The organism is Microbulbifer sp. A4B17, from assembly GCF_003076275.1.
In the GTDB taxonomy this organism is placed as follows: Bacteria; Pseudomonadota; Gammaproteobacteria; order Pseudomonadales; family Cellvibrionaceae; genus Microbulbifer.
On the sequence record NZ_CP029064.1, the window covers coordinates 924,952 to 949,890 of the forward strand.

Here is a 24,939-nt window from a genome sequence, read left to right on the forward strand (position 1 = left end):
GATTACTTCTATTTAATTGGGGTTAGCCCGCCAGCAGGTCCATCCTGGTCTTGGTCTGGCCATCGTTGGCGGCGGTGTTCTGGGCGGGGGTTTTGCCGGTGTGGTCGCGTATGGCGAACCTGTCGGCATCCACATAGGGTTCACCGGCGATGATCTGGCCGGGGATATGCTCGGCCTCTATCCACTCCAGGATTTTCTCCTTGCCTGGGCGGGAGCTTTTTTCGAATTGCTCTTTGGCCCAAGTGACCCCTTTAACCAGCTTACCCATTGGGCAGCCCTCCCTGACTCGCGAGGAAGTATCCCCGGCCATTTTTATTAAGTGTTCCTGATTGATGCAGTGCTTTGAAAACAGGGTTAACGGTTTCGTAACGAAGGCGTAGATCCTTGATGATATTGCGCATCACTGGCTTCGGGCCGAACTCCCCGGTGCTGATTCGCTGGGCTAGTTGCTGTTGTCCTTCACTGGGGTGGGCGGTGTGTAACGGTTGCTTATCCAATGTTTCAGGCTGTTGCAGCAGCGTTAAACGCGAGTAACGCTACCAGTCCTACGATGTCTGTAATGATTGCTAGCGCGAGGAAACCGATATGCTGAAGCTTTGCCGGGTCTGTGTTAAGGGTGTTGGCCAAGCTGTTGAATGCGCTCTGCGTGCTGGGTGTCTGCTCGATTGTGGATAGTTTTTCTATTAGCTGCGTGCGCTGATCTTCCAATGTGGATAACTGTGCAGCGGTATCAATGGCACGTTGGCGGTAGCCTTTGTTGGTGTCGGTGTTAATCAAGCTATTTAAGGTGTTGCTCTGATGTTCCAGGCTGTTGAGCTGCTGTTGCAACGCTTGGTATTCCTGGTTGCTGCGAGTTCTGCGCTGTTGCTGTTCGTCGCTGTGGGTGGCGATAAACCCAACGGTTTCAGCAATGCTGATCACTACCAGCAGGGGCCAGAGGAAGAGCAGGGCATAGCCGCAAAGAGAGGAATACATTAGAGAATAATATTATTGGAACAAATCCAGATTTTTCGGAAGTTGATCCTATCGAATCCGAATTTGAGCAGCTCTGGAAATCCTACCCCAAGTGTGCAGGTGGTAATCCAAAAGGGGAGGCCTTGAAGGCTTATCGAAACCAACGAAAACACCATCCTCCTGAAGAATTTCAATCAGGGCTAAATCGCTATCGCAACTTCTGCGAGCAATCCCTAAAGACCGGTACCGAATTCGTAATGAAGGCCAAAAGGTTCTTTGGTCGTGGAAAAATTGGCAGGATGAGTACAGCCTTCTAGTGAGTAACCAGTAGGAAGTGAGCAATGAAAACCGTAACTCAGGCGCTGGCAACCAGCTCCAGCAGCACGTACAACTCAACACGGCATTCGCTAGAGCCACAGCACGGGAAGCTGCCGCTGACCCTATGAAGCGAATGGCCCAGCTGTATGGCCGCAAGTAGACATCACAGCACAGGTTGTTTGAATGAGTGAGGAAAGTGACGAGGGCTCATTGGAGGGTGAGGTTTTGGAGGGGGAATACATCCCCGGTGAACCAGAGCCGCAGCTTGGAAGGTGGGAAGAAATGCTTGCAGACACAAGCTGGTAAACGTGAATGTTTAAGGAGCGATAGTTATGACCGTTGTGACACTTACCGAAACGAAAGGGCGAATTATGACTACTGCGGCCAGTAAGCCGTTATCGGTATTCCGCACGGGCAATCCAGGTCAAGTGGACTTGGTGTTTGCTCATACGGTGGTGACCCAAAATAAAATCCGGCAGGTCCATGAGGATTATTTGGAGACTTTTCACCGGGATAATTTACATGTGGCGAGAAAGGTTTTTCAGAAGCATTTCGATAGTTTTCAGGTGGCTGCATAATTGTTCCAGTTGAAGTTACCGTTGTGGGGGAGTGACATGAGATTTGATTCTGCTAGTCAGGCTTGGCACGATGCCTTCGGTGATTCTGCGGCGGCGTTTGATTATGAAGTCATGGGTGGTAGGAGTACGGCTACTTTGAGCACGTGTCGTGAGCGGAAAGTATTAATTCGGGGTGAAGTGCAGAGTAAGGTAGATCAGGTAATTTTCTGGATTGATACGCCGTGAGTGAGTGGTGCTGAAACTGTCGTTGGGAAAGGGAGCGGTAATCGGGCAATAGATTCCTGTGAGAAGGGATTAATCCAGAGTGTAGTTGCCGAGTTGAAGTGTAGTGATCCGTTGGCTTATGCTGGAGTATGGCTGTCTATGCGCCCCCGGCCGTGAGATTTAAAGAGCGGGCGGCACTGTTGCGTCTGAGTTTGATCAGTAGGGTGAGCCGCACCCCAGAGACAAGATGAGTTAGTTAGCGCTGTATTGTATTAATGCGTGTGGGTTGCGCGATGTGAATGGTCGATCTATTGATTTGGCTTATGCATGTAAAATTTTAGGGTGTGATAAAAAAGAGTGAGATAGGGAGTGGGTGAAGATTTGGAAACGCTTGCACCGGCGTTTGGGCTCTTTGACTGCAAGAGCTTTAGGCCCTGTGTCTGAATTGGTGCGGGAGTACAAAAAAACGGTTTAAGATCGCTTGTTGACAGCTTTGTCTTGAGGAGGTACAAATTCCCTAGCATGCAGTTTTTCTGCTTTGTAAAAAAACCGGCCGCTGGGCTGGTTTTTTTGTGATTATAAGTTAATGAGCTTTACTGCCATTGATAAACTTCTGCAGGTCTTTGCCGCACTGAATGTCTTTTTTGAATGGCTATTCCACAAAGTGTGATTAGGTGCTGGGTTTTTGTGCATGCTATTTATATTAATATCCTGTGAGTGAGAAAAGTTCTATTCGTAAAATTTTGAGTTTCTTTACTTGGTAAGATCGTGCCTGGAAAGGATGATAAATTAAATACAGTATAATTTACTTGGTTTAAGGTGTGCTATAAGCTTCACTTTCTCTTTCGCTAGTTAATTCAATATATTTTTTAGTGAGTTTTTATGTTTTTTAGAAATACCGTCAAAACAGTAGCTGTTTCTGTGGCCCTATTAGCCTTCGGCGCGCAAGCTAAAACGTTCAAGTATGAACTCCAAGATCTGCATTCTTCTAACGCTGAAATACAGTATCCTGGCCTAGATTTAAATGATGCTAGCTCTGTGATTTTGACTATCGATCAGGCAGATCACTCAGAACCAGCAATACTTACTTCGTTAGAAATTAATTTTCCTTATGCACCTAGTCTGTCAGTAAGTAATTTCAGAGAAGATGATCAAGATTTGAGGTTTTATGCAACGGTCGATGATGCTTGGGTGTATCGTCAGCTTGATATCACAATAGACGGTTTGGATATTGAAAGCCCAAATAATACAATGGTTCACATTGAGGGTTTTGTCTCTGAAACTGAAAATTTTATTGGGGAAGAGAGTTCACTAAATTTTGACCAAAGACTATTTACTGCTGATGGGAAATTGGTTGATGCGACTCCAAGCAATATTGTTGATGTCAAATCGTTCACAGTTGACGGTAGTCAAGTTGAGTTATCTCTAAGAGATAATCCAACTGTTGATCCAGATTCAGAAAATGGGGATATGGCATTTGTTGTCGAATTACTGTGGTTTGGAGAGGGGAAAGAGGTTTTTTACTTTCACGCACCCTTCGGCGATGAATCTAAGTTTTTTGAGGCATACAAGCTAGAAGTTTCAACAATGTCTGGACCTGATGGAGATGAAACAGCCATAAGCATTCTAGCTAAAGACATGCAAGATAATGAATCTGAAACACATCATATTTATCTGGAAGATATGCTGAGGGATGCTTACGACCTTTAAGCGAATCCATATTTTTGATTTAAGGTTAAAGATGCGCTGATTTTTTAAATCAGTTAAAACGCTTAGCAAAGTCGCTCTGTAGTCATACTCTTTCCATAATATTTAACCCGCCCTGTGTGGGTTTTTTAATTTCTGGCGTTCCCATATTTGATAACGATTATTTGACGAAAGCGGAGTTGTCTTGTAGCTGTTGTGAGAAAAATTATTTCAACGACGAAATGCTCAGATGCTTGATTCGAGTCATAGAGCGTTATCGCAATCCGATGGTTATTAATTCCGGTTACCGTTGTCCAAATCACAACACCAGATTAAATGCGACCATGACCCATGCCACCGGGGATACCGTTCATATTGCTGAAAATACCTATTACATGGTGCACAACCCAAGTGCTGGTGTTCATGGTGATGAACGCGCTCTGGAAAAAACCAAGAACATGTTGGCAAAAGTGAAAACTACTATGATTGGCTTGTATTCCTCGCGCACCGGAATGTCGGATGAGGAAACCAGCCAAGTATTGATGGGCAACCAAAAGGACGGTGATGCAGCAGTGCTTAACATCCGGCCCAAGTTCCTGCTTTGTGATATTGCTGATGAGGGTAGCGCAAAGGTTACTCTGGAACCCGAATTCGAAGTGGGCGAATCCACCAAAAACAACACTACTCCGAATAGCGTGAGCAATATTGCTGAAGCGCATCTCTGATGCCCATCTCAGTGGTCATAACGGCTGGTACCTTAATACAGATCCGGTAATACATGACACTATCAAAGTGCTCTATCTGGATAACGCCGCTAAAGCCTGGGATACTAAGGGAATGGTTAAGACACCAAAGGCCTAAAAAATTGGTGCTCTAGCCCTAGTTATTAAAGTTAATGTTGGTCTGAGGAGACTATGAAAAAATTACCAATCTTCCTTTTATTGTTCCTGGTTTCAAATTTTGTATTCGCTGGGTCCTGTGGTGCTAACTCTTGTTCTGCAAATATCACGACTCTTTATCCACATGGTGGTACAGAGAATATTCATATTGAGCTGGACGCTGATATGTCATCGCTGAACTGCACCCTAAATGAGGGTAAATTTATTACTTTGACAAAAGGTAACGGTCTACACTCAGAGATCTATTCAATGATCTTGTCAGCCGCTATTGCTCAAAAATCCTTAAAATTTAGAATTGAAGAAAATTCCTCTAACTGTGAGGTAGTTTATACGCAGCTTATTTACTAAATTGTAATTAAGTTTCTTGAAGAAGGCCGCACTGCGCGGCCTTCTTTATTTCTACTTCTTTATCGAGAGAAAGAATATGGCTACTAATTTTGTACAAGACGGGCGCATGCTGGATTACACCAATAGCACCAGCGCAGATATTACCTCTGGCTAGGTGGTACCAGTCGGTGTAGTACTGGGTATAGCAATGGATGATATCGCCGTGGGTGAGTTCGGTGTGATTGCAATTGATGGCGTATTCACTGTGCCCAAGGTATCCGCTGCAGAGATCAATCAGGGGGAAACCCTAACCTGGGTGGTTGCCTCCGGCTCATTCGATAACAACGCAGCGACCGCAGTTACTGACGATATCACCGGCGCGACAGCCTTTGCCGATGAGGATGCGGGTTCCAGCGTTACCAGCCTCGCGGTCAAATTCACCGACGTACCATGTACTGTTAAATCCTATGTGAACCATGGATCTGGACCAAAGAGCTGTAGAGCGCGCATTTCGCAAATGGGGCAAGTCCGCTACCTATACAGACGGTAGCGATGCTGAGTCTATCGATTGCCATGTGATAAAAGATTAGGAGGTTAATGAGTTTGAGGAAGATGAGCGTATGCGGGTGCTGCTATTCTCCACTAAAACCCGTGTAGTGGGTTTTAGTGGAGGTTTCGGTGCAGCTATTTAAAAACTTTCTAAATGAGAAATTTGTAAATTGTTACCGTTTCTTTGTCCTTGAACGGTTACTGTGTAGTTATTGGCTAGTTGATTATTTATAACGCCATGGTTTCTAGTGGAAATTAAGGCGTTCTGATCAATCACTACTTGAACATCAACTGCGGATATATCACCACGCTGGGCCACAACGTTGAGTATCGTGGCGCTTAAATTATTAACTGTGTCAATCAGTATTGTTTGTTGACTTCCTATATTTTCGCCACTGTTCCATCGATCTGTAGCTTTTTGCGCCGCCTGGGGTTGGTCATCAGCTTGGTGCCTATTAAGAAAGTTTTGGGTAAAAGTGACTGTATGAATTACGGGCATCGTTTGGTCTCCTTTTGGATTACGATCAAGGACACCTTACGTCCGTATTGGCAACTAATTAATCGAGAATTTTTTCCCCATATAAAGTATCCATAGCCTGGATTCACGAGTTTATTTTCCCAAAATTCATCTTGAGAACTACCAATGAAGAGCGAATTTACATGTGTGATGCGATGCTGAGCACGCTTTTTAGAGCAGGGTGCTTTCTTTGGGGCTCCAGTTAAGCGCAGCATTACTTGGAAACAGGGCAAAGAAGAATTCACGGCAACCGTCCATATACGCCGCCTTTCCTACTTTATCGCCGTCAATGATGTCGCGGCGATGCGCAGTGAGGGGAATGCTTTTCCGGATTGGAAGGTGAAGAGGCGGCCTATATGCGCGCGGCGCTCGCAATCGGTCAGACCTTGCTGGATGAGAAAAAGCGCAATGCTTTAACCAGCATTATCGCCAATACCAATGATGCGGACATGGGCGCATACGGTGTGGTGTATATCACTGGTGGTCTGGCTGCGGCAAAGCTAACTGGTATGGCCCATGACGCTCTTGATGCCGTGCCTGAAACCGGCAATTGGTTGTTGGAAAAAGGTGAGCAGATAACCACTTCTGAAACCAGTGCAAAACTGGATCGAAGACTCAGCATGATTCAAGCTGATATGCACGACGGTGGCCGTGGTGGCTCTTTGGGTGGGGCTGCACCATTTACACAGAATATTAGCTTTACTGATAAGTTGGATAATCGTACCACGAGTCAATTGGCTCGCGAGAGTACTAGCCAGCAACGTATTAACTGCAAGAGGCTTGGTTCTTAAGTTTAATGAGAGTCGCCTGTTAGAGGCGTGGCCTATGACCCCGAATATGGCCACCGCTACCAAACGGATTTATAGAATGGAGCGCCGCAATGCGGAGAGGGAGCGCCCACTGGGTCAATATTCGGGGATGTTCAAAAATCTGGATATGAAGATCACTAGGTAGTCATCGCTGGACACCACGCCTGTGTCGGGAGCCTGGTGGGTTTTCAGTTTAAAGACGCCAGTGAATTTTTTGCCGATGGTGAGGTCATCGGTTACGGTAGTGGCAGTACAGTAACGTACCAGTTGGTAAAAAGCTATGTGTTTGGATCACTGTCTTATCAGCGCGAGATTTATAAACCGGTAAGTGGGGCGGTAAAGATTTTTGCTGATGGTCAGGAGGTAGCTGCCGCTATTGATTACACCACCGGTCAAGTGGAACTCAGTGCGACTTCCGATACAGAAATTACCAAGGAAGGTAAGTTCGATGTGCCGGTGCCCTTTGAGGATGATGTCAGCTTCAGTATTGATAATCGCCATAGGGTTTGTAGTGGGAGTGCCGAACTGATGGAGATTCGCCTGTGAGATATATCGCAGGAGACCTGCAAACTCACTATGACAACGGCGCTGCCGAAGCTGTGTGCGATATAGTTCTTCCATTTTGCTGAAAAGAGTTATTGCTCTTGCTTGTACTTTAGTCTCAATGGAGAGTGCCAGGATAGTGAATTATAAAAAATGATTCTAGTTGCCTGTTATCTCCACCTAACACCAAGATTTATCATTGGCTGTAGTGGCAACTAATATTGAAGCACTTCATAGCCAAGCCCCCTGTTATAAATACTCCTGTAGAAATCAGGGGGGAAGCTTTACCATCTCCTGTTGGATTTACATTTTGCAGTGACGAAGTCGGTTATTCTCAATGTGGAATAGGTTATTAATGAATCTTTCACTAGATAATTAAAAAAATATTGAGCTCTCCATACATTATCCGGTAATGTGATGCACCGCTATTGATGCGATTTTCATTGCGGGTAGACTATATCGATATCAAGTAATTGATTAGCTAGATAGTTTAAAGGATTAAAACATATGACCAAGCTATTCTTGACTTCATATTTTGCTGAGGTTGCTGGCGTAATCGGGGATTTTGATGAGCGGATTGAAGGGAAGAGGGTTACATTTATCCCTACTGCAAGCCTTCCCGAAGAGATTACTTTTTATGTGGAAGATGCCAAGAAGGCACTCGAGCAGTTAGGTCTTATTGTAGATAAATTAGAAGTGTCTACGGCTTCAACGGGTGAGATTGAAGATAAGCTTAAAAACAATGAGTATATCTACGTAACAGGTGGTAATACCTATTTCCTGCTTCAAGAGCTTAGGCGAAGTGGGGCCGACAAAATCCTGCTGGAGCAGATTAGGTTGGGTAAGCCCTATATAGGTGAGTCGGCAGGCACTGTAGTCCTGTCACCGAATATCGCATATATTCAGGAGATGGATAACCCCGATGCAGCGAAGAATCTAGAGTCTTATGAAGGGTTAAACCTTGTGAACTTCTATCCTCTGCCTCACTATGGAAATCAACCGTTTAAGGATTCTGCTGAGCTTGTTATTTCCAAATATTCAAACGAGATAGAATTATCTCCATTCAGTAACAATCAGTTGATCGCTGTAATCGATGGAGAAGTGGAGACCTGGAGTGCAGTGTCTTAGCAAGTTTATGCCCATTGTCTGATATGTATACCTAAAACATACGATCTATATTTCTTCAAGATTATCGCAATTATCTATTGGTGGGAGAAAAGAGAAATCCTAGGAGTTTGTTTCTATAATTGGCGGATAGGAGCAAGGTCTAGAGGTTCTCTCTTCTCCGGAAACCCCCTTTTGGGGAATAGCACAGAAAAATCGCTACTCTAGAAACTGCTCAAAATTGGGATAAACTAGAAATTATAGCTCCATTTGAGCGAAATGATAAAGAAGACCAGCAGAGAGCAAGTAGTAATATTGCTTGCTCTCTGCCGGTGTTAGTGCTTCTTCACTTTTAGCAGCATAGTTATAGGCCTTTGATGTGATTTACGTGCCTGTAACAATCTTAGCCGCCGACACTCCGTTAGGAATATATATCACCAAATTGTGCCATTGAAGCATCCTCACTAACATGGGCTCCTCCTATTCGCACAGTCCTTTTTTGTAATCAATGAGTACAAATATCTCTTTGTTTAATCCTGGTTATTTTGCATGTTACTTCCTCTGCTAGTTCGCATACTTCTAAAGCCTCAGCGTAAGAGAATGCTATTTTTTAATAGACTATATTTCTGGTACTATGCAACAGCAGTTGTAGATATCTCGGGTATTATTAGAAAATACTTTAGGCTAAGTCTTTGGGTTGTATGAGCTAGTTGGAAAAATTTCTCGGGTCGCTTTTCCTAACTTATTTTTTGAATCAATAGGATTATAAAAATTAGCATCTTACATCTATTTTATTCTCTATCAATATTTAGACCATTTATTTTCAGAAAAAATGGCTCAATCTAAACCAAATGATGGAATATTTATTGACTTTTTAGCGGGCTATATAATCCTGTTGCAAAGAGCGAATAAATAATAAATTTAAGATTTAGTACTAAAAAGAAAGTAAATGAAAAGCACAATAGTTTATTTTCTGGATTATTTGGAGTGGTAGTTTCTCTTGGATCCCTAACTGCTTTAGCTGAAGCTGATTCTGAGGGGAATAAAGAGCTATCAGATGATCAGTTAAACGAGTACTTTGCTGCTACTTTATGGCATGTATCTGGAAGGCCATTAAACAAGGGGGAATTCCAGAGAAAACTGTCAGAGTACCCGAGGGGTGGGAAATCGTAGGCGGGGGTGTTGGTAGAACAAGAGGTGAAGCTTTTATGATTCTTTGCCGATAATATTTATTCGCATAATATCATGTTTAGTAATGGGTGAATGCTCTGGCTGATTTATATCAGTATACACAATGTATGCTGACGATTAACTGGCTAATAGAGCAGGTGGAATCAAAGTCTATATCTTCACTATGAAATTACTACCATGGTTAGCTTATATGATTGATTTAACTATTAAGAGTTATCAGATGTCACAGGAATACCAGCGAACAAAGTTGTTTATGAAGAAGTATATAATGGATTTTTGTGCATTTGTGCTTGGTTTTGTTATTTCCAGTTTTTTAAATGCGGAGCACAATTTTTGGAGAATATGGATAGATATAATAGAGAAGCCATATTTATTGATGGCTATTAAAGATTTACACTAACACCTGTAATAGATTTGAGTATGGGCAGAATTATGCTTTTCAAGACCATGTCTTGCAAGATATGGGTTTATTATATCAAATAAAAGTGATTTTCCCTATTATTTGGATCCGAATATTTTAAATCTTCATTATGATGCAAGTATTTACTATCGTGAAAATTGGATTTCAACTAATAAAAAAATAGAAAGCTGTCAATTAATACCTTATTAATACCCGGTCTTATTGTATCTTTATTCGGATTTTGTGCTTAAAGCAATGTTATCTAGAGAGACCCTTCTTTATTAGGCATCAATACTGAGTTATTTGTCTCAATTTGCAGATTACCTGTAGGTACAATAGTCGTCTAAATAAGGTCCAGAGTTATAAATTGACAATCTACGTTTACAAGAGAGTGAATGAAAGATAAATATCCCTTCTCTTTTTTTGATATATTGAGTTGAAAATAGAGGATGATCACTATGTTCATAGTATCTCTAACCTACATAAAGCCCCCTGAAGAGGTGGATAAGTTTAATTTAGAGCATGTTGAATTCTTGAATAAATACTACGAGCTTGGATATTTCCAGCTTTCTGGCCGTAAGGAGCCTCGCACAGGTGGGGTTATCCTGGTGACCATAGATAGTCGGGCCGTGTTAGACCAGATACTTAAACAAGATCCATTCTACCGTGAAGGGTTGGCTAATTATGAAGTGACACAAATTTTACCGACGAAATCCTCACAAGAGCTGGAATTTTTGATTGAGATTTAATCGAAAAAATTAAAAAAGTGATAGTTTTTCGATTACACAGGCCTTCGAGGCTAGTGGGTTATGTTGAATATAATTGAGCTAGTAGGTAAAGTAAGGTGACAGGGAATATGTAGTTGAGGGGCGACCAATGAATCACCTGAAAGTCAAACTACTTTAAGCTGGCGTAGGAACGCTATTATTTTTGGGACTGTATCCTACCGTATGCCTTTTTTCTTTGGCTTTGGTAGAAATGATCGAACTGAGAATAATTTTACCTATGGGTTTGACCAATCGGGTATAAGGGGGGGAATACTGGGAGTTTGGCTATTTCTTAGTTTGCCAAAGAACGGAAATGGTCAACTATTTCCGGACAATAAGATAAGTTTTTCTTCTGCTGTTGCAGGCGGTACTCCGTCATTTTGTTGGTTGATACATTTTCAAGTAATAGCTGATGTATCGCCTTGCTTTTGTGATGGAGGTATAACCAAGAGAGGGTATCCATTCACTTCTCAGGCTCCGAAACAGTCTTTCCATTCTAGCAATTTCCACATCGACTCACGCTCTGGGACGTTCGGTAGCGCCACAGCCGTTGGCAGAATTGATGACGGGTGTACTGACTCCCTTGATCCGAGTAAAACATAACTCCATCGGGTTTTCCTTACTGCTCCCAAGCCATTCCCATCGCTTTATCGTTAATGTGGCATCTGGTTTCCCTGAAGAGGCCGATTCAACTATACGACAGGCGTGAAAACCTATAACGTTAGCTAAGTAACACCAGCTTGAACCAGCCCAGATATAGGTGATATCACCGCTCTAAACTTGATTGGGTTTTTCTATATTGAATCGACAATCGAGTTCATTCGGCATATCTAAGTGCTCAACTATTGCTCGCTTTTACTTTTGAGGACCAGGTTGTTTATACGCCAAGCCCGTCTCACACATTAGCCTTCGGACTTTAAAGCGTCAGACTGATATCCCCTGCTCATAAAGCAAACCTACGATTGTACGGCTCCGTGCAGAGCTACGGCTGTGCTCGAAGAGCTCAATGACTTTGGAGTGATGCTGCACTCCGGATACATCAACGGAGCTCTTCTTTTTCCCGTAAATAACCGCGTTATCTCAAACGCTTTGCAGACCTGTTCTACTGATTCCTGCTCAATCAATCGGTCTATATCAGCGCGTACGATTTATCTCGTTGGACATCAAGAGAGCGGTAGCCTTTGAGTATCTCTTTCTCCCTTTCCGGGCGATTGATACGGGCTTCAAGCTCTTGAATTTTCTTTTGCTCAGTGGTAAGTGTTTTACTTGCAGGCGTCTTTCCACCCCGCTCTGCCTCTAGTTGCCTCACCCAACAGTGGATCGATGTTGACCAGCATCCCGTGACTTGGCTGCCTCTAATTTAAATTTGGGAGAAAAAGATCATCGCTGTCTAATTATTGAACACTTCTATTTTCGGTGGCAAGTTTACCTCCTAAATTGGTAGCCGGGTTTAGTAAGCCTCTACAATTTTCCTGAGGTTCGCGTCTAATTGATCCAGGTTTTAAGTAAGTTTATTGGCCTCTAAAGTGGAAAGTGGTCACTAACCTACTAAGTATTTCTGTGGTTGCCATAACTACTTGCTAAGGCTAATGAGGAGCCATCTGGTGATAAGTATATCTTTTTGATATTAGGTGACACCAAAAGCTCCTATCGGAATGGGTTACCAGGGGAAGTATTGTGGAAGTTGATTATGGCAAGATTTAAGGCACCAGCAAACATGAACGATAATCTTTACTACGAAGCAGGCTTTCGCAGATAAAAACTTGCTTGGATAGTAAGTTATTGCTTACAATTTAAAAGGTAGCACTGTTTTCTGGAGTTGCCATCGTCATCTTTCTTCTTAAGGAAGTCTGGTCAACTACTTTGTATATATCATCTTAAGTTAGGTGGCTAAAATCCGCTCAAAGAGCGGATTTTTTCGTCACTGCCTTAATATATATGTTTGACGCGCGCTATGAGTGTAGAGTGCTAGTATTGGGGTACAAACTGTGGGTCAGGGAAATGTTGGTCCCTGGCAATCTACTTGAGTAATAAAAACTTTTTTCGCTAAATGATGCCTTCTCAAAAAGTATTCTATGAGATAGGTCAGGGGGTAGCGTTGTCCTGCTTCTTTTGAGGGGAGGCGTAATGGCGCGTGATTGATTTGAAAGCGAGCTGAGCTAGGATGCTGCGCCTGTTGTTGTGAGGGGAGTCGCTGATAGTGGTTTTCTTTGCTGCAGGGAAAATCAAGATTAGTTCTCAGGAAGTGGCAGGGTTTGTACGGTAGAGTTCATCATCGCTTGTTCGTTAGCAGTTTACAAATGACCAAATTAATTATCTCAGACACATCATTGGTTCTGTAGTCGACTGGTTCACATATTACAAAAAGTAGATTTTTATGGAGTCCTCTGCCCAACGCTCGGTCTGGCAAATTCAGCGAGACGTGATTTATGCACTGTTAGTGCGTGAGATGAAAACTCGCTTCGGCAAGTGGCGACTGGGATATGCCTGGGTACTGATTGAGCCATCTCTGCACGTGCTGGTGTTGGTTGCTGTGTTTAGTCTAGCTGGGCGAGAATTCTACCCGGGTGTTCCAACAGAACTGTTTATGCTTGGAGGAATAGCCCCATTTCTATATTTCAGTCATTGTTTTAGTAAAGGTTTAGCTGCGGTTGAGTCGAATCGGGGGTTGTTTAACTATCGACAGCTCAGGCCCTTTGATGCGGTATTGAGTCGCGTTTTCCTTGAATTTGTTATCTTCCTGACGACCCTTACCGTATTAATAGTTATCTTTGCATGGTTTGGAGTTTCTACAGAGTTTAATAATTTTTTACTTTTGGTGGCTGTAAATTTACTGTTTTTTTGCTTTTGCCTCGGCCTCAGTTTGGTACTCTGTGTTGTAGGCGTTAAGTTTCCTGAACTGGCAAAGTTGTCCCCAGTAATTGTTCGCCCTTTATATTTCCTGTCCGGAGTATTCTTCTCACTAGAGCAGATCCCAAAAGAGTATCATTCTTATTTGGTATGGAACCCTTTGCTACACGTTATTGAGTTGACTCGAGAGGGCTTGTTTGCCAATTACCAGGGAATGTTTGGCAGCTTGGGATACTTAGGGCTGTCTTCAGTAACGATGTTGGCCTTTGGTTTACTGTGTTACAGGGCAAATTGGCGTGACTTGGTAACTAGCCGGTGATTAAGTTAGAAAATTTAACAAAGTCGTACCGCACTCCCCATGGTCGAAAAGTACTTTTTAAAGATGTTAGTGCAACTTTTCCTGAGGGAAAGAATATCGGCATTTTAGGGCGTAATGGCGCAGGCAAGTCAACATTGTTGCGTATTATGGGGGGGATTGATTACCCGGACTATGGGAAAGTAATCACTGACCAAAGAATCTCCTGGCCTATGGGGTTATCCGGAGGCTTTCAAGGCAGTATGACTGGGCGTGAAAATGTAGCTTTCATCTGCGGCATACATGGTATTTGGGGTGGGGCGCAGAGAAAAGTGATGGATCGGGTCCAGGATTTTGCTGAGATCGGTAACTATTTTGATGTGCCTGTAAAAAGTTACTCTTCTGGGATGCGCTCTCGCTTGGCTTTTGGACTAAGTATATCTGTAGATTTTGATATTTACCTGGTTGATGAAGTTATGTCTGTTGGAGATGCACACTTTAAGAGAAAGTGTGAGGAAGTGATATCTGAGAAACGCAAAGACTCCTCCTTTATAATCGTTGCGCATGCCATGCAAATGCTGAAAAAAAATTGTGATGTTGGTATTTATTTAGACTCTGGTGGTCTGAAAATCTTTGATGCGGTAGAGGACGCTATAGATCTATATAAAGGAGATGGGGCAAGCAAGGCTGAAAAGTTACAGTCTCAATCTAAAAATGATAAAGCCACCTCATCCGTGAAAGTATAAGGGCCGATTATGGATGTTAGAGAACCGTCCGTTGAAGGGCAAAAGAAGAATCAGGATCAAAGCGTGGAAAATTTTCACTCTTTATTTTCTAATTTATTTCATCCCCTTAAGAAGTTAATAAGTGTAACGAGTGAAGGCCAGCGGGGGGCTGCCACCAGATTTTTTCACAAATGGAGGGGGCTTGCTTTAGTAGTTGTACTGCCTATGGTAGTGACCGGATCTTATTATTTGTTTTGGGTATCTGATCGCTATGTTAGTACTACCCAACTAATAGTTAAAGACAGTACTTCATCTCAAGCTGCATCCCCAGCTTTAGGGTTTCTAGTTCCTGGTATTGGTGCTGATACACAAGATGCCTTTTTGGTTGTAAATTATATCCAATCCTTGGATATGGCTTTGTACCTCGATGAAAAACTGAGCCTAGCGGACTATTACAAGAGTTCTCAGCACGATATTTTTTCGCGTTTAGCCAATGATGCCACTCAAGAAGATTATTTGGATTATTACAGAGCGCACACTCATATCACATATGATGAAGTAACCGGTATCATCACTATGGAAATGCAGGCTTTTAATCCTGCTTTTGCCAAGCGCCTAATTGAGACAGCTATTCAAAAATCTGAAGATTTTGTCAATGCGATCAGTAATCAATTGGCGGATAAACAGGTCTCTTTTGTTAAAAATGAAGTTGAGCTGGCACAGGGGAAATTACGAAGTACTAAGCAAGAGATTCTTGACTTTCAAAACAGCCACAAGATTGTTAGTCCTGAAGAGTTAACAAAAGGGATCAGTACAATTATTCAGGGGTTGGAGGCAAGTCTGGCGGAACAGCGGGCGAAGCTTACATCGGCGAAAACTTACCTGAATACCGACTCGTCTCAGATTATTTCCATGAAAGCAGATATTGATGCGTTGGAAAACCAAATTGAGATGGAAAAGGTTCGCCTGGTGGGAGTAGGTGAGGAAGAAGGAGAGCAGAGACTGAACTCGCTGGGAGCGCACTTTCAGAATTTAGAGCTCGATTTGCAATTTGCTACGGATGCGTATGCTGCTTCTCTAAAGGCGTTGGAGACTGCGCGAATGGAGGCATCCGGTAAACTGAAACATTTAATGGTTGTAACTCAACCATCCCTTGCAGAAAAGGCTGAATACCCTCACAAACTGTATAACTTAACAAGTCTTGCCATAGTTTTGCTTATGCTATATGGAATTGGAAGAATGCTAGTAGTGACTATTCGTGATCACCGGATGTAGGTTCAAGCTACAGCTTTCATCAGCTGGTATTACCTGCGAGTACAGTGGCCTCGTTAATTGAACAAAATTATTTTTACGAAGAGTGGACACATGATTACAGGGAAAATAAAACGCTTTAGTTTTAGCCTAGGGTTATTGGTTTCATTTACCTGTGTACAGGCTACAGCGCTGGAGACTCAACTGATAGATGAAGTAGCATCCACTGAATTACCTCAGACGGGAGTACCTGTTTTTGGGCAATCACTTTTTCAAGGGGCTTTTAAAGATCAGCCGTTTAGTGGTTTTAATCCCGATTATAGAATTTCAGTTGGGGATCAGGTTAACTTGCAGCTCTGGGGCGCTTATAGCTTTAGTGCAACATTACCAGTAGATCCTAAAGGTAATATATTTGTGCCAGAAGTGGGTCCTGTTCATGTTGCCGGAGTAAAAAATGGCGTCCTGAATGACTTTGTCCTTCGACATGTGAAGCGTGTATTTAAAAATAATGTACAAGCATATGCCAATTTGGAAGCAAGTCAGCCGGTAAAAGTATTTGTGACAGGCTACGTAAGTAGCCCAGGCCTCTATAACGGATTTAGTTCAGACTCTATTCTCTACTACCTAGATAGTGCTGGTGGTATTGACGAGCTAAGCGGGAGTTTTGTTGATATTAAAGTGATGCGCCAAGGTGCAGAAATCCAAAAAATCAATCTGTATAGCTTTTTGGTAGATGGCATTATGCCAGCACTTCAATTACGGAATGGTGATGTTGTGGTGGTTGGGGCACGCAACGGTTCCGTAACTGTCGAAGGGGCAGTGCAGCAAGCTGCACAAATGGAGTTTACAGGGCCTTATACCCAGCTTGGGGAAATGCTACTTGTGACCAAGCCGGACCCCCAAGCGAATTTCGCCCGAATCACCCAAGTGGTTGACGGGATTCAACAGGCAAAATACATGCCGTTGGCTGATGCAATGACAGCACGCCTATATCCTGGGGCACAGGTTGAGTTGGTAAGGGATAACGACATTCAATCTATTTCTATACGCGTTTCGGGAGAGCTCGACGGCCCGGCGACTTATGTGCTGCCCTATGGTGCGACTTTAGATCAACTTTTGGCTCAGTTGGACTTCCGTGACAATGCCGATAAGGATTCTATTCAGCTGTATCGCAACAGTGTTGCTGAACGTCAGCGAGCAGCCTTGGACCGTTCATTAGATGCTTTACAGATGGAGGTTCTCACTCGTCAGCCAAATACGGATCTGGAGAAAACGGCACAAAAAGACAATGCCATGATGATCCAGAACTTTATTGAGCAGGCTCGCAAAGCAAAACCCAGGGGGCAGGTAGTGATTGCCAATAACCCCAACGCGGCAAGCATGCTACTTGAAGATGGTGATGAGCTTGTGGTGCCTATCAAGTCTTCTACGGTATCGATTGTGGGTGAAGTTATCTTTCCAACCTCTCTGGTCTACAACAAAAAACGTACTTTGGAAGATTATATTGAGCTGGCCGGTGGGTTTGCTAACAATGCCAACCGAGATGAGCTGGTTATTTTACATCTTGATGGCACTATCAGCCGTATTGATGACGGTGATTTTGACAATCGACTGGGGGATCGTTTACGCCCAGGAGATGAAATTATGGTTATGCCGAAGATTCAATCTAGTGAATTGCAAGTTACTAAAGATGTAACGGAAATACTTTATCGCATAGCTGTCGGCACTGCGGCTGTTTTATCATTCTGAATTGGTACGAGCGTATCTCGGTAACGGTTGGGATTGGCTTCTTTTTTGCAGTTACAGCCTAGAGGCTTTCTTTTCTAATTGTACCAGTGGGTAAAAAGTAGGTGTGATGATCTGTAAGGACAGAGTAATACAGATTCTCAGGCTGGTATGTAATTATTTAGATCGAAAATTATTTGCTAGCTATTAAGAGTGAAAGCTGTAATACCTGATAGCCAGCCCGGGTCAGGTTGAGTGTGTCAATAAACGTTCACAGATTAGTAGATTATAAAAGGTTCAAGGGTGGGGGAAATGGTTGTGAAGGGGTCTTCTGAACGGAAAGGAATAATATTAGCTGGAGGTTCTGGCACAAGGTTATACCCGCTGACCAAAGGGGTTAGTAAGCAGTTGATGGCGGTTTATGATAAACCAATGATTTATTATCCATTGACTACTCTTATGTTAGCCGGAATCAGAGATATTCTGATCATCACAACACCTCAAGAACAAGTGCTTTATCAGCGTTTGCTTGAAGATGGAGCACAGTGGGGAATTAACCTCTCCTACGCTGTACAGCCGTCTCCAGATGGGCTAGCTCAAGCTTTTATTATTGGTCGTGATCATGTAGGAAATAACAATAGTGCGCTTGTATTGGGCGACAATATTTTTTATGCCCATAGTTTTAGTCAAACCCTTCAGCAGGCAGATTCCAGATCGGATAAGGCTACTGTCTTTGGATATCGTGTAGCTGACCCCAGAGCTTATGGGGTTGTAGAATTCGATGACAAAGGAAAAGCTATTAGCCTTGAAGAAAAGCCGGATAATCCAAAATCGAATTATGCTGTTACTGGCTTATATTTTTATGACAGGCAAGTCTGTGATATAGCTAAAGATATTGAACCTAGTACGCGTGGTGAGTTAGAAATCACTGACATTAATAAAGTATATCTAGAGCAGGATCTTTTGGAGGTGGAGTGTCTAGGCCGTGGTAGTGCTTGGTTAGATACTGGTACACACGATAATTTACTAGATGCCGCACATTTCGTACAAACTATTGAACGTCGTCAAGGGCAGAAAATAGCCTGCCCAGAAGAAGTAGCCTACCGAAAAGGGTTTATTAACGCAGAAGAGCTAGAGACCCAAATTCAACCATTAATGAAAAGCGGCTATGGTAAGTATTTAATGCAAATATTAGTGGAACATGGCGAAGCCTCCTCAATAAATGAACGTAGGTATGCCTCTGGTTCGTAGATTTTCTGTAACGTTATAATTTGATTCTTCTTAGCCCAAGCATGAGTGGCGCCTAAGGATAGGCGGCTCCAACATTTTGCTTTTGGCCGCAGGTTGGTAGTTAGTTGATCTGTGGCACCAGTAGATAAATAAAGCCGTATGAATATTGTTAGAACAGAAATTCCTGATGTAAAAATCATTGAACCTAGAGTTTTTGGTGACGAAAGAGGATTTTTCTTTGAGTCTTTTCGCGATGATGTATTTAATCAGGAGTGTGCCAAGAGAGTTTTTGTTCAAGATAACCACAGTAAATCCTCCCAAGGGATTTTACGTGGTCTGCACTATCAAACTGAGCAACCACAAGGTAAATTGGTCCGCGTAGTTGAGGGTGAAGTTTTCGATGTCGCTGTAGACTTGCGCAAGAACTCTTCGACTTTTGGAAAGTGGGTTGGTGTTTTCCTTTCAGCCAAAAATAGACGTCAGTTGTGGGTTCCTGAGGGATTTGCACATGGATTTTATGTAACCAGTGATACAGCTGAATTTGTCTATAAGTGCACGGACTATTATGCTCCGCAATATGAACAGTCAATCATTTGGAATGATCCAGACTTAAATATTAATTGGCCTCTTATCGATGGTCATGCACCTCAGCTTTCACAGAAAGACAATGTAGGTAGTCGTTTTCGAGATGCTGTTTACTTTCGTTGATGAAGGTGCAAAGATTCCTTTTAAAGTCAGCGATATTACCCTTCCATCAAGTAGTAACCTAATTCTTAGTTGTCACTCATGTTCTCGATCTTGGCGTTGTGTCAGATGTGCTTTATTGACATTTATGGATTGTAAAGTATGAAAAAAATGAAAATTCTGGTCACAGGAAAAAATGGACAACTTGGGCGTGAGCTTCAAGGTCAATGCCCGACGGAGTTTGAACTGATAGCTCTGTCTCGAGAGGAGCTAGATATTTCAGATATTGATGCAGTTAAGGACGTAGTTGAGCGAAATCATCCTGATGTTATTATTAACGCGGCAGCATTTACTAACGTAGACAATGCTGAGGGAGATCAAGATGCTGCTTTTTTAGTGAATGTAAAAGGTGTGGAAAACCTTGCATTGGTATGTAAGAAATTTTCCATACGCTTTATACATATATCTACAGATTATGTTTTTGATGGGAGGAAATCATCTCCCTATGTTGTTTCGGATAAAGTTAAGCCTCTCAGTGTTTATGGGGCTACTAAGGCAGAAGCTGAATCTGTTATTTCTAAAGTACTTCCGGACGCGGTAATTGTAAGAACATCATGGGTGTACAGTATACACAGCCATAATTTTGTTAATACGATGCTTCGTCTGATGGTGGAAAGAGATCAGCTAGGTGTGATTGCTGATCAGGTCGGTACTCCAACCTGGACTGGAACCATAACACGAATACTGTTTGACCTGGTAAGAAATAAGAGCTCCAAAGGAATTTACCATTGCACTGATCTCGGTGTAGCCAGTTGGTATGATTTTGCATTAGCAATCTATGAAGAGGGGAAGGCTAAAGGTTTACTTCCTGCAGATAAGAGTCTGACGATCAAGGCGATTACTACCCAGGATTATCCAGCTACTGCTGAAAGACCCGCTTATAGTGTTTTGGATAAGAGCCGATTAATGAATGAGCTTGGTGTCGATTTTAAACACTGGCGGGAAATTCTTCGACATGTTTTTGATATCAAAGTACAACAGCTTTGAATTATAGAGTTATCAGGCTCTAACCTAAATTAAACTTTTTAAAATTTTGGCTGATAGTATTATTAAAATGAAACGTTTATTGGTAACTGGTGGTGCCGGCTTTATAGGTTCCAATTTTGTGCATTATTGGATAGATAATTATCCTGAGGATACTGTCATAGTTCTAGATGCGCTTACTTATGCAGGAAACATCGAAAACTTAAATCCAGTTAAAGATAACCCTAGTTTTAAGTTCTATCAGGGTGATATTTGTGACTCGGTTTTAGTCGAGGCCCTATTAAAGGAGCATCAAATTGATACGTTAGTCCACTTTGCGGCGGAAAGCCACGTGGATCGTTCAATCAGCGGACCTGATGCATTTATTCAGACCAATATTATTGGTACCCATAGCTTACTCAAAGCGGCGAAAAAAATATGGCTGGATGAAGGAGTTAATAAAGAAACTCATCGTTTCCACCACGTTTCAACTGATGAGGTATACGGGACCTTAGAGCCAGAAGATCCAGCGTTTTGTGAATCTACCCCATATGCACCTAATAGTCCCTATGCTGCCAGTAAAGCTGCTTCGGATCATCTGGTGCGTGCTTATCACCATACTTATGGACTGAGGGTAACTACGAGTAATTGCTCAAACAATTATGGCCCTTATCATTTTCCAGAAAAGCTGATCCCATTGGTTGTTACCAATATTCTGCGAGATTTGCCATTACCAATATATGGAGATGGTAAACAGATTCGTGATTGGCTCTATGTAGAGGACCATGCCCGAGGGATAGACTTAGTAATCAAGAAGGGTCGGCTTGGAGATTGCTATAACATCGGTGGAGTTAACGAGTGGGCCAATATTGATATTGTCCACTTTATTTGCGAACTAATGAATAATCTGTTTATTGAGAACCCGAAATTTGCAGATAAGTATCCGCAGGCAATATCTGCTATTGCAGGCAAATCTCAAGAGTTGATTACCTATGTGCAAGACAGGGTCGGGCATGATCGGCGTTACGCTATAAATCCAAAAAAGTCCAGCTCAGAGTTAGGCTACATGCCCTTAGAGAGTTTTGAAACGGGTATCCGCAAGACGTTGCGATGGTACTTGAAAAACGACAGCTGGTGGGGCGCTGTGATGGATGGCAGCTACCGGAAATGGATAGAGAAGCAGTACAGTAGCTCTAGACAAGGATGAAATGAAAAATGGACGTCAAGAAAAAAAAGTATTTAGAGAGTACAACAGCTACAGCAGCCAAAGGAATTCCGGAGTTCGCAAAAGTATGGGTAGATGTTTGTGGGGTCATTGGTGAACAGCATCTATTGATACAAGGTTGGGCATTTCACCCTGCACATAAATCTCTAAATTTCAACTTGGAAAATGGCAAAGGCGAAATTCTCAATTACTACACTTTACGAACCACACGGCTGGATGTAAATAGACACTTTAATTTTAAGGGTACAGGTCACTGGGGTTATTGCTTGCTAGTAGAATGGCCCTATGACAAGCCCGTCAACACTGCATCGTTTCGAATGATTGTTAGTGCTGGTAGCCAAAGGAAAGAAGTTAAATTAAAGCCGTTTGTAGATCTGAGTGGCGAAGACATATTTGGCCATTGCATGACTTGGCGGGAAGGGGAAAAAGCAGAGCTCCTAGAAGTCATGTTTAAAAGTATGGGTAATCGAACCTTTGAAATTCCAGGTATTAAAAATCTGAACGAGGGTCAGCTGCGCTCAAAAATCAACTGGCATTGGGATTACATTTTATCTGTACCTGGTCACGGACTATTTTTATCAGGTTGGATACTCGACTGCCAGCAGTATTTGGCAAGCTTGGTTTTACGAACTTCCGATGGCAGCTATAGTGAGAACTTGCTTGAGAGTCCTGTGCGTTTTTCTCGCCCGGATGTATTGGAGGCCTTTCCTGATAAGGCTGAGCAAGGCTATAAAGCAGGCTTTTTCACATGGGTACCCATGCCCCATTTGATTGAACAAGCTAAACTGGAGCTGCTCTTTTTCACCAAAGAGGGAAGCCTGGGAATCATTCAACTACAGCAGACTAATATTCGAGAGGACGTTACTCTGGCCAGCCAGCAGGTACTGGTAAACTTCAACGTGGATGGTCAGGAATATCAGAGGAACATGCGCAAACACATAGCACCAGCCTTGTCCGCGCTATGGTCGAATCGACGCTATCTTCTAGACGCGCCCCAGGTGGAGGTATTGCAGTTTGGGCAAGAAGTGAAGAACCCTAAACGTAGCATAATAGTTCCTTTGTATGGACGTTACGATTTCCTGCTACATCAAGTGGCTCAGTTTATTGATGATATTGATTTTGCAGAAACGGAGCTAATCTACGTTCTAGATGACCCAAGACTTTACGACTCATTTATTCCTTTTTGTTACGACACCAGTATGTTGTTTCCCGTAAGTTTCAAGGTGATTTATGGTGGCCGTAATTTGGGTTATGCCGGCGCTAATAACTTAGGGGCAAGATATGCCACGGCAGATAAATTAGTGTTGCTTAACTCAGATATTATCCCGAGTAGCGGTGGTTGGATTTCGCGTATAGAACAGAAGGCGGCTTCTCTGGAAGACGTCGGCGTGGTCGCCCCGAAGTTAGTGTTTGATGATGGAACTATCCAACATATAGGAATGAGTTTTTCAAAAAGTATACAATTTGGTAATTTATGGCTGAACGAGCACCCAAGTAAGGGTATCCCGGAATGGCTAGTGGATACTGATTCAGTTATGGAATCGCCGGCTGTTACTGGTGCCTGTATGTTTATCAGTAAGACGTTGTATAATTCTGTTGGTGGCCTGGATGAGAGCTATGTACTTGGAGATTTTGAGGATTCTGATCTCTGCTTAAAGTTACGCAAGGCTGGCTACCGTCATTACGTACTCACAGATGAAAAACTCTATCATTTGGAGCGAATGTCGCAGAGCCTTTTCGAAAACCGTGACTGGAAATTTAAGATTACCCTTTACAATGCCTGGCAACATACCGACCGCTGGGGAAGTTTGATTGAGCAGCTAGTGCGTTAGGGAGTTACCGATGACAGAACACAGAATACTAATCGTTTCTCACGGTCACCCTGATCAGAGTAAAGGCGGTGCGGAAGTAGCCGCCTATAATTTGTTTAAGGAATACGAAAGGCAGGGGTTGGATACTGTATTTCTGGCGCGTACCGATCAGCCCTCGCATGGAGGTTCTGCTTTTTCCACTATCAACTCCGATAGGGAAATTCTTTTCCACACCCATATGTCGGACTTTTTCTTGTTTCAGTCGGGCTGTAAGAAGCATGTATGGCAGGAGTTCCGTGCGTTGTTGCAGCGTTATAAGCCGACTGTAGTTCACTTCCATCACTATATTCATATGGGGTTGGAATTAATACGCGAGGTCCGAAATACACTGTCGGATACACGTATTATTATGACTCTACATGAATATTTGGCAATATGCGCAAATAACGGTCAAATGGTTAAGCCGGGTAAACAGATGAAGCTCTGCTATAAATCTTCACCTACCGACTGTGGGCGTTGTTTCCGTGAGCGTTCACCTGCAGACTTCTTTTTGCGTGAGAAATATATTAAGTCCATTTTTGATTTGGTGGATATGTTTGTGTCACCCAGTCAATTCTTGATTGATCGATACAAGGCTTGGGGAATCCCCGAGGAGAAGATGGTTATGATCGAAAATGGCCAGCCAGAGGTTCAAACACTGGCACCTCGCCCACTTACTGAAGGCGAAACACGTAGCCGTTTTGCCTTCTTCGGACAGATCAACCCATTCAAGGGCGTGGATATATTGCTGGAGGCCTTCAAGCTATTGCCGGAAGATACTCGAGAGAGGGTACATCTGGATATTCACGGGACCAATCTGGAAGGGCAGACCGAGGAATTTCAGGAGAAGATTCACAGATTATTGGAGAATCTCGGTGACGTGGTAACCTTACACGGGGCTTATGAGTCCCATGAATTAGGCCGGCTGATGGAGCAAACAGACTGGGTTATTATTCCCTCTGTATGGTGGGAGAACTCACCGATGGTAATTCAAGAGACGTTTAACCACGGCCGCCCAATGATTGGCAGTGATATAGGTGGAATAGTCGAGAAAATTATCGATGGCGTCAATGGCTACTGCTTTCGCAGTGGAAGCAGTAACTCCTTGAAGCAGGCAATATTGAAGGCCTGTGGAGAAAATGAAAACTGGAATCTAGTTACCAGCGATATCTCTAAGCCGCTGAGTATCGATGAATGTTCAAGAATCCATCTGTCGATTTATTAATACGTAGATT

General features: G+C 42.9%; 28 protein-coding genes and 2 pseudogenes. 25 read left to right on the forward strand and 5 right to left on the reverse strand.

What is annotated here, in order from left to right; all coding sequences use genetic code 11:
- Positions 1-22: 22 nt before the first annotated feature.
- Genes BTJ40_RS04185 through BTJ40_RS04195 form a run of 3 tightly spaced genes read right to left on the reverse strand, consistent with a single transcriptional unit; the run spans position 23 to position 975 of the window.
- Complete coding sequence (locus tag BTJ40_RS04185) at positions 23-268, reverse strand: hypothetical protein (RefSeq protein ID WP_108731917.1); 246 nt, start codon at positions 266-268, stop codon at positions 23-25.
- Positions 261-497, reverse strand: a complete 237-nt coding sequence (locus BTJ40_RS04190) for a hypothetical protein (RefSeq protein WP_108731918.1) — start codon at positions 495-497, stop codon at positions 261-263. The genes BTJ40_RS04185 and BTJ40_RS04190 overlap by 8 nt, the downstream gene beginning before the upstream one ends.
- A 4-nt stretch (positions 498-501) precedes the next feature.
- The gene (locus BTJ40_RS04195; RefSeq protein ID WP_108731919.1) at positions 502-975 is read right to left on the reverse strand and encodes a hypothetical protein; all 474 of its coding nucleotides are present in this window, start codon (positions 973-975) and stop codon (positions 502-504) included.
- A 313-nt stretch (positions 976-1,288) separates the two neighbouring features.
- Between BTJ40_RS04195 and BTJ40_RS22105 the strand changes: the two genes are divergently transcribed.
- The 9 genes from BTJ40_RS22105 to BTJ40_RS04225 all read left to right on the forward strand — a co-directional run bounded on the left by BTJ40_RS22105 (position 1,289) and on the right by BTJ40_RS04225 (position 5,516).
- Positions 1,289-1,432, forward strand: a complete 144-nt coding sequence (locus BTJ40_RS22105) for a hypothetical protein (RefSeq protein WP_157953875.1) — start codon at positions 1,289-1,291, stop codon at positions 1,430-1,432.
- 23 nt (positions 1,433-1,455) lie between these two features.
- Positions 1,456-1,578 (forward strand): hypothetical protein, encoded by a 123-nt coding sequence (locus BTJ40_RS22885; protein WP_255422850.1) that lies wholly within the window; start codon positions 1,456-1,458, stop codon positions 1,576-1,578.
- Between the two features lie 26 nt (positions 1,579-1,604).
- The gene (locus BTJ40_RS04200) at positions 1,605-1,850 is read left to right on the forward strand and encodes a hypothetical protein (protein ID WP_108731920.1); all 246 of its coding nucleotides are present in this window, start codon (positions 1,605-1,607) and stop codon (positions 1,848-1,850) included.
- Positions 1,851-2,936: 1,086 nt separating this feature from the next.
- Complete coding sequence (locus tag BTJ40_RS04210) at positions 2,937-3,764, forward strand: hypothetical protein (protein WP_108731921.1); 828 nt, start codon at positions 2,937-2,939, stop codon at positions 3,762-3,764.
- Positions 3,765-3,880: 116 nt separating this feature from the next.
- Complete coding sequence (locus tag BTJ40_RS04215) at positions 3,881-4,465, forward strand: ATP-dependent Clp protease proteolytic subunit (protein WP_108731922.1); 585 nt, start codon at positions 3,881-3,883, stop codon at positions 4,463-4,465.
- A complete protein-coding gene (locus tag BTJ40_RS22110; RefSeq protein WP_157953876.1) occupies positions 4,446-4,601 on the forward strand; it encodes a hypothetical protein in 156 nt (51 codons plus the stop codon). The genes BTJ40_RS04215 and BTJ40_RS22110 overlap by 20 nt, the downstream gene beginning before the upstream one ends.
- 53 nt (positions 4,602-4,654) lie before the next feature.
- A complete protein-coding gene (locus tag BTJ40_RS04220; RefSeq protein ID WP_108731923.1) occupies positions 4,655-4,987 on the forward strand; it encodes a hypothetical protein in 333 nt (110 codons plus the stop codon).
- A 16-nt stretch (positions 4,988-5,003) separates the two neighbouring features.
- Positions 5,004-5,141 carry a DUF2190 family protein gene (locus BTJ40_RS22665; RefSeq protein WP_238152128.1) on the forward strand — a complete coding sequence of 46 codons (138 nt, stop codon included), beginning with the start codon at positions 5,004-5,006 and terminating at the stop codon, positions 5,139-5,141.
- Positions 5,142-5,516: a DUF2190 family protein gene (locus tag BTJ40_RS04225; RefSeq protein WP_255422851.1), complete on the forward strand. Its 375-nt coding sequence runs from the start codon at positions 5,142-5,144 to the stop codon at positions 5,514-5,516.
- Between the two features lie 138 nt (positions 5,517-5,654).
- Here BTJ40_RS04225 and BTJ40_RS04230 read toward each other — a convergent pair whose 3' ends face one another.
- Positions 5,655-6,014 (reverse strand): hypothetical protein, encoded by a 360-nt coding sequence (locus BTJ40_RS04230; protein ID WP_108731924.1) that lies wholly within the window; start codon positions 6,012-6,014, stop codon positions 5,655-5,657.
- A gap of 204 nt (positions 6,015-6,218) precedes the next feature.
- Between BTJ40_RS04230 and BTJ40_RS23010 the strand changes: the two are divergent.
- The 6 genes and pseudogenes from BTJ40_RS23010 to BTJ40_RS04260 all read left to right on the forward strand — a co-directional run.
- Positions 6,219-6,449, forward strand: a pseudogene (locus BTJ40_RS23010) (phage tail assembly chaperone family protein, TAC); the annotation flags it as partial.
- Positions 6,365-6,823: a hypothetical protein gene (locus BTJ40_RS04240; RefSeq protein WP_238152130.1), complete on the forward strand. Its 459-nt coding sequence runs from the start codon at positions 6,365-6,367 to the stop codon at positions 6,821-6,823. The pseudogene BTJ40_RS23010 and the gene BTJ40_RS04240, both read left to right, overlap by 85 nt.
- A gap of 34 nt (positions 6,824-6,857) precedes the next feature.
- Positions 6,858-6,986, forward strand: a complete 129-nt coding sequence (locus BTJ40_RS22890) for a hypothetical protein (RefSeq protein WP_255422852.1) — start codon at positions 6,858-6,860, stop codon at positions 6,984-6,986.
- Positions 6,987-6,988: 2 nt separating this feature from the next.
- Positions 6,989-7,387 (forward strand): DUF2460 domain-containing protein, encoded by a 399-nt coding sequence (locus BTJ40_RS04245; RefSeq protein ID WP_108731927.1) that lies wholly within the window; start codon positions 6,989-6,991, stop codon positions 7,385-7,387.
- Positions 7,388-7,891: 504 nt separating this feature from the next.
- Entirely contained in the window at positions 7,892-8,512 is a 621-nt protein-coding gene (locus BTJ40_RS04250) for a Type 1 glutamine amidotransferase-like domain-containing protein (protein WP_108731928.1), read from the forward strand.
- A 2,025-nt stretch (positions 8,513-10,537) separates the two neighbouring features.
- On the forward strand, positions 10,538-10,828 hold the full coding sequence (locus BTJ40_RS04260) for a YciI family protein (protein ID WP_108731930.1): 291 nt from the start codon (positions 10,538-10,540) through the stop codon (positions 10,826-10,828).
- Between the two features lie 335 nt (positions 10,829-11,163).
- Here the strand turns inward: BTJ40_RS04260 and BTJ40_RS04265 are convergent.
- Positions 11,164-12,226 (reverse strand): annotated as a pseudogene (locus BTJ40_RS04265) (IS3 family transposase); the annotation flags it as partial.
- 997 nt (positions 12,227-13,223) lie between these two features.
- Here BTJ40_RS04265 and BTJ40_RS04270 point away from each other — a divergent pair.
- From BTJ40_RS04270 to BTJ40_RS04315, 10 genes are all read left to right on the forward strand, one after another.
- A complete protein-coding gene (locus BTJ40_RS04270; RefSeq protein ID WP_108731931.1) occupies positions 13,224-14,015 on the forward strand; it encodes an ABC transporter permease in 792 nt (263 codons plus the stop codon).
- Positions 14,012-14,737: an ABC transporter ATP-binding protein gene (locus tag BTJ40_RS04275; protein ID WP_108731932.1), complete on the forward strand. Its 726-nt coding sequence runs from the start codon at positions 14,012-14,014 to the stop codon at positions 14,735-14,737. The genes BTJ40_RS04270 and BTJ40_RS04275 overlap by 4 nt, the downstream gene beginning before the upstream one ends.
- Positions 14,738-14,746: 9 nt before the next feature.
- Positions 14,747-15,991: a hypothetical protein gene (locus BTJ40_RS04280; RefSeq protein WP_108731933.1), complete on the forward strand. Its 1,245-nt coding sequence runs from the start codon at positions 14,747-14,749 to the stop codon at positions 15,989-15,991.
- A gap of 57 nt (positions 15,992-16,048) precedes the next feature.
- On the forward strand, positions 16,049-17,716 hold the full coding sequence (locus BTJ40_RS04285; RefSeq protein ID WP_157953879.1) for a polysaccharide biosynthesis/export family protein: 1,668 nt from the start codon (positions 16,049-16,051) through the stop codon (positions 17,714-17,716).
- 288 nt (positions 17,717-18,004) lie between these two features.
- Positions 18,005-18,943: a glucose-1-phosphate thymidylyltransferase RfbA gene (gene rfbA, locus BTJ40_RS04290; RefSeq protein WP_108731935.1), complete on the forward strand. Its 939-nt coding sequence runs from the start codon at positions 18,005-18,007 to the stop codon at positions 18,941-18,943.
- Between the two features lie 138 nt (positions 18,944-19,081).
- Positions 19,082-19,630, forward strand: a complete 549-nt coding sequence (gene rfbC, locus BTJ40_RS04295) for a dTDP-4-dehydrorhamnose 3,5-epimerase (protein ID WP_108731936.1) — start codon at positions 19,082-19,084, stop codon at positions 19,628-19,630.
- A gap of 138 nt (positions 19,631-19,768) precedes the next feature.
- Positions 19,769-20,653, forward strand: a complete 885-nt coding sequence (gene rfbD / locus BTJ40_RS04300; RefSeq protein ID WP_238152131.1) for a dTDP-4-dehydrorhamnose reductase — start codon at positions 19,769-19,771, stop codon at positions 20,651-20,653.
- A 67-nt stretch (positions 20,654-20,720) separates the two neighbouring features.
- Entirely contained in the window at positions 20,721-21,836 is a 1,116-nt protein-coding gene (gene rfbB, locus BTJ40_RS04305; RefSeq protein WP_108731937.1) for a dTDP-glucose 4,6-dehydratase, read from the forward strand.
- A gap of 8 nt (positions 21,837-21,844) precedes the next feature.
- A complete protein-coding gene (locus BTJ40_RS04310) occupies positions 21,845-23,686 on the forward strand; it encodes a glycosyltransferase family 2 protein (RefSeq protein ID WP_108731938.1) in 1,842 nt (613 codons plus the stop codon).
- A 10-nt stretch (positions 23,687-23,696) separates the two neighbouring features.
- Entirely contained in the window at positions 23,697-24,929 is a 1,233-nt protein-coding gene (locus tag BTJ40_RS04315; protein WP_108731939.1) for a glycosyltransferase family 4 protein, read from the forward strand.
- Positions 24,930-24,939 lie beyond the last annotated feature (10 nt).

What these genes read in the sequence shown, in the direction of transcription:
- BTJ40_RS04200 (WP_108731920.1), top strand. Translation starts at nt 1,605, where the DNA reads ATGACCGTTGTGACACTTACCGAAACGAAAGGGCGAATTATGACTACT.
- BTJ40_RS22890 (WP_255422852.1), top strand. Translation starts at nt 6,858, where the DNA reads ATGACCCCGAATATGGCCACCGCTACCAAACGGATTTATAGAATGGAG.
- BTJ40_RS04280 (WP_108731933.1), top strand. Translation starts at nt 14,747, where the DNA reads ATGGATGTTAGAGAACCGTCCGTTGAAGGGCAAAAGAAGAATCAGGAT.
- BTJ40_RS04250 (WP_108731928.1), top strand. Translation starts at nt 7,892, where the DNA reads ATGACCAAGCTATTCTTGACTTCATATTTTGCTGAGGTTGCTGGCGTA.
- BTJ40_RS04230 (WP_108731924.1), bottom strand. Translation starts at nt 6,014, where the DNA reads ATGCCCGTAATTCATACAGTCACTTTTACCCAAAACTTTCTTAATAGG.
- BTJ40_RS04270 (WP_108731931.1), top strand. Translation starts at nt 13,224, where the DNA reads ATGGAGTCCTCTGCCCAACGCTCGGTCTGGCAAATTCAGCGAGACGTG.
- BTJ40_RS04310 (WP_108731938.1), top strand. Translation starts at nt 21,845, where the DNA reads ATGGACGTCAAGAAAAAAAAGTATTTAGAGAGTACAACAGCTACAGCA.
- BTJ40_RS22885 (WP_255422850.1), top strand. Translation starts at nt 1,456, where the DNA reads ATGAGTGAGGAAAGTGACGAGGGCTCATTGGAGGGTGAGGTTTTGGAG.
- rfbB (WP_108731937.1), top strand. Translation starts at nt 20,721, where the DNA reads ATGAAACGTTTATTGGTAACTGGTGGTGCCGGCTTTATAGGTTCCAAT.
- BTJ40_RS04260 (WP_108731930.1), top strand. Translation starts at nt 10,538, where the DNA reads ATGTTCATAGTATCTCTAACCTACATAAAGCCCCCTGAAGAGGTGGAT.
- BTJ40_RS04195 (WP_108731919.1), bottom strand. Translation starts at nt 975, where the DNA reads ATGTATTCCTCTCTTTGCGGCTATGCCCTGCTCTTCCTCTGGCCCCTG.
- BTJ40_RS04220 (WP_108731923.1), top strand. Translation starts at nt 4,655, where the DNA reads ATGAAAAAATTACCAATCTTCCTTTTATTGTTCCTGGTTTCAAATTTT.
- rfbA (WP_108731935.1), top strand. Translation starts at nt 18,005, where the DNA reads ATGGTTGTGAAGGGGTCTTCTGAACGGAAAGGAATAATATTAGCTGGA.
- BTJ40_RS04185 (WP_108731917.1), bottom strand. Translation starts at nt 268, where the DNA reads ATGGGTAAGCTGGTTAAAGGGGTCACTTGGGCCAAAGAGCAATTCGAA.
- BTJ40_RS04210 (WP_108731921.1), top strand. Translation starts at nt 2,937, where the DNA reads ATGTTTTTTAGAAATACCGTCAAAACAGTAGCTGTTTCTGTGGCCCTA.
- BTJ40_RS04315 (WP_108731939.1), top strand. Translation starts at nt 23,697, where the DNA reads ATGACAGAACACAGAATACTAATCGTTTCTCACGGTCACCCTGATCAG.
- rfbC (WP_108731936.1), top strand. Translation starts at nt 19,082, where the DNA reads ATGAATATTGTTAGAACAGAAATTCCTGATGTAAAAATCATTGAACCT.
- rfbD (WP_238152131.1), top strand. Translation starts at nt 19,769, where the DNA reads ATGAAAAAAATGAAAATTCTGGTCACAGGAAAAAATGGACAACTTGGG.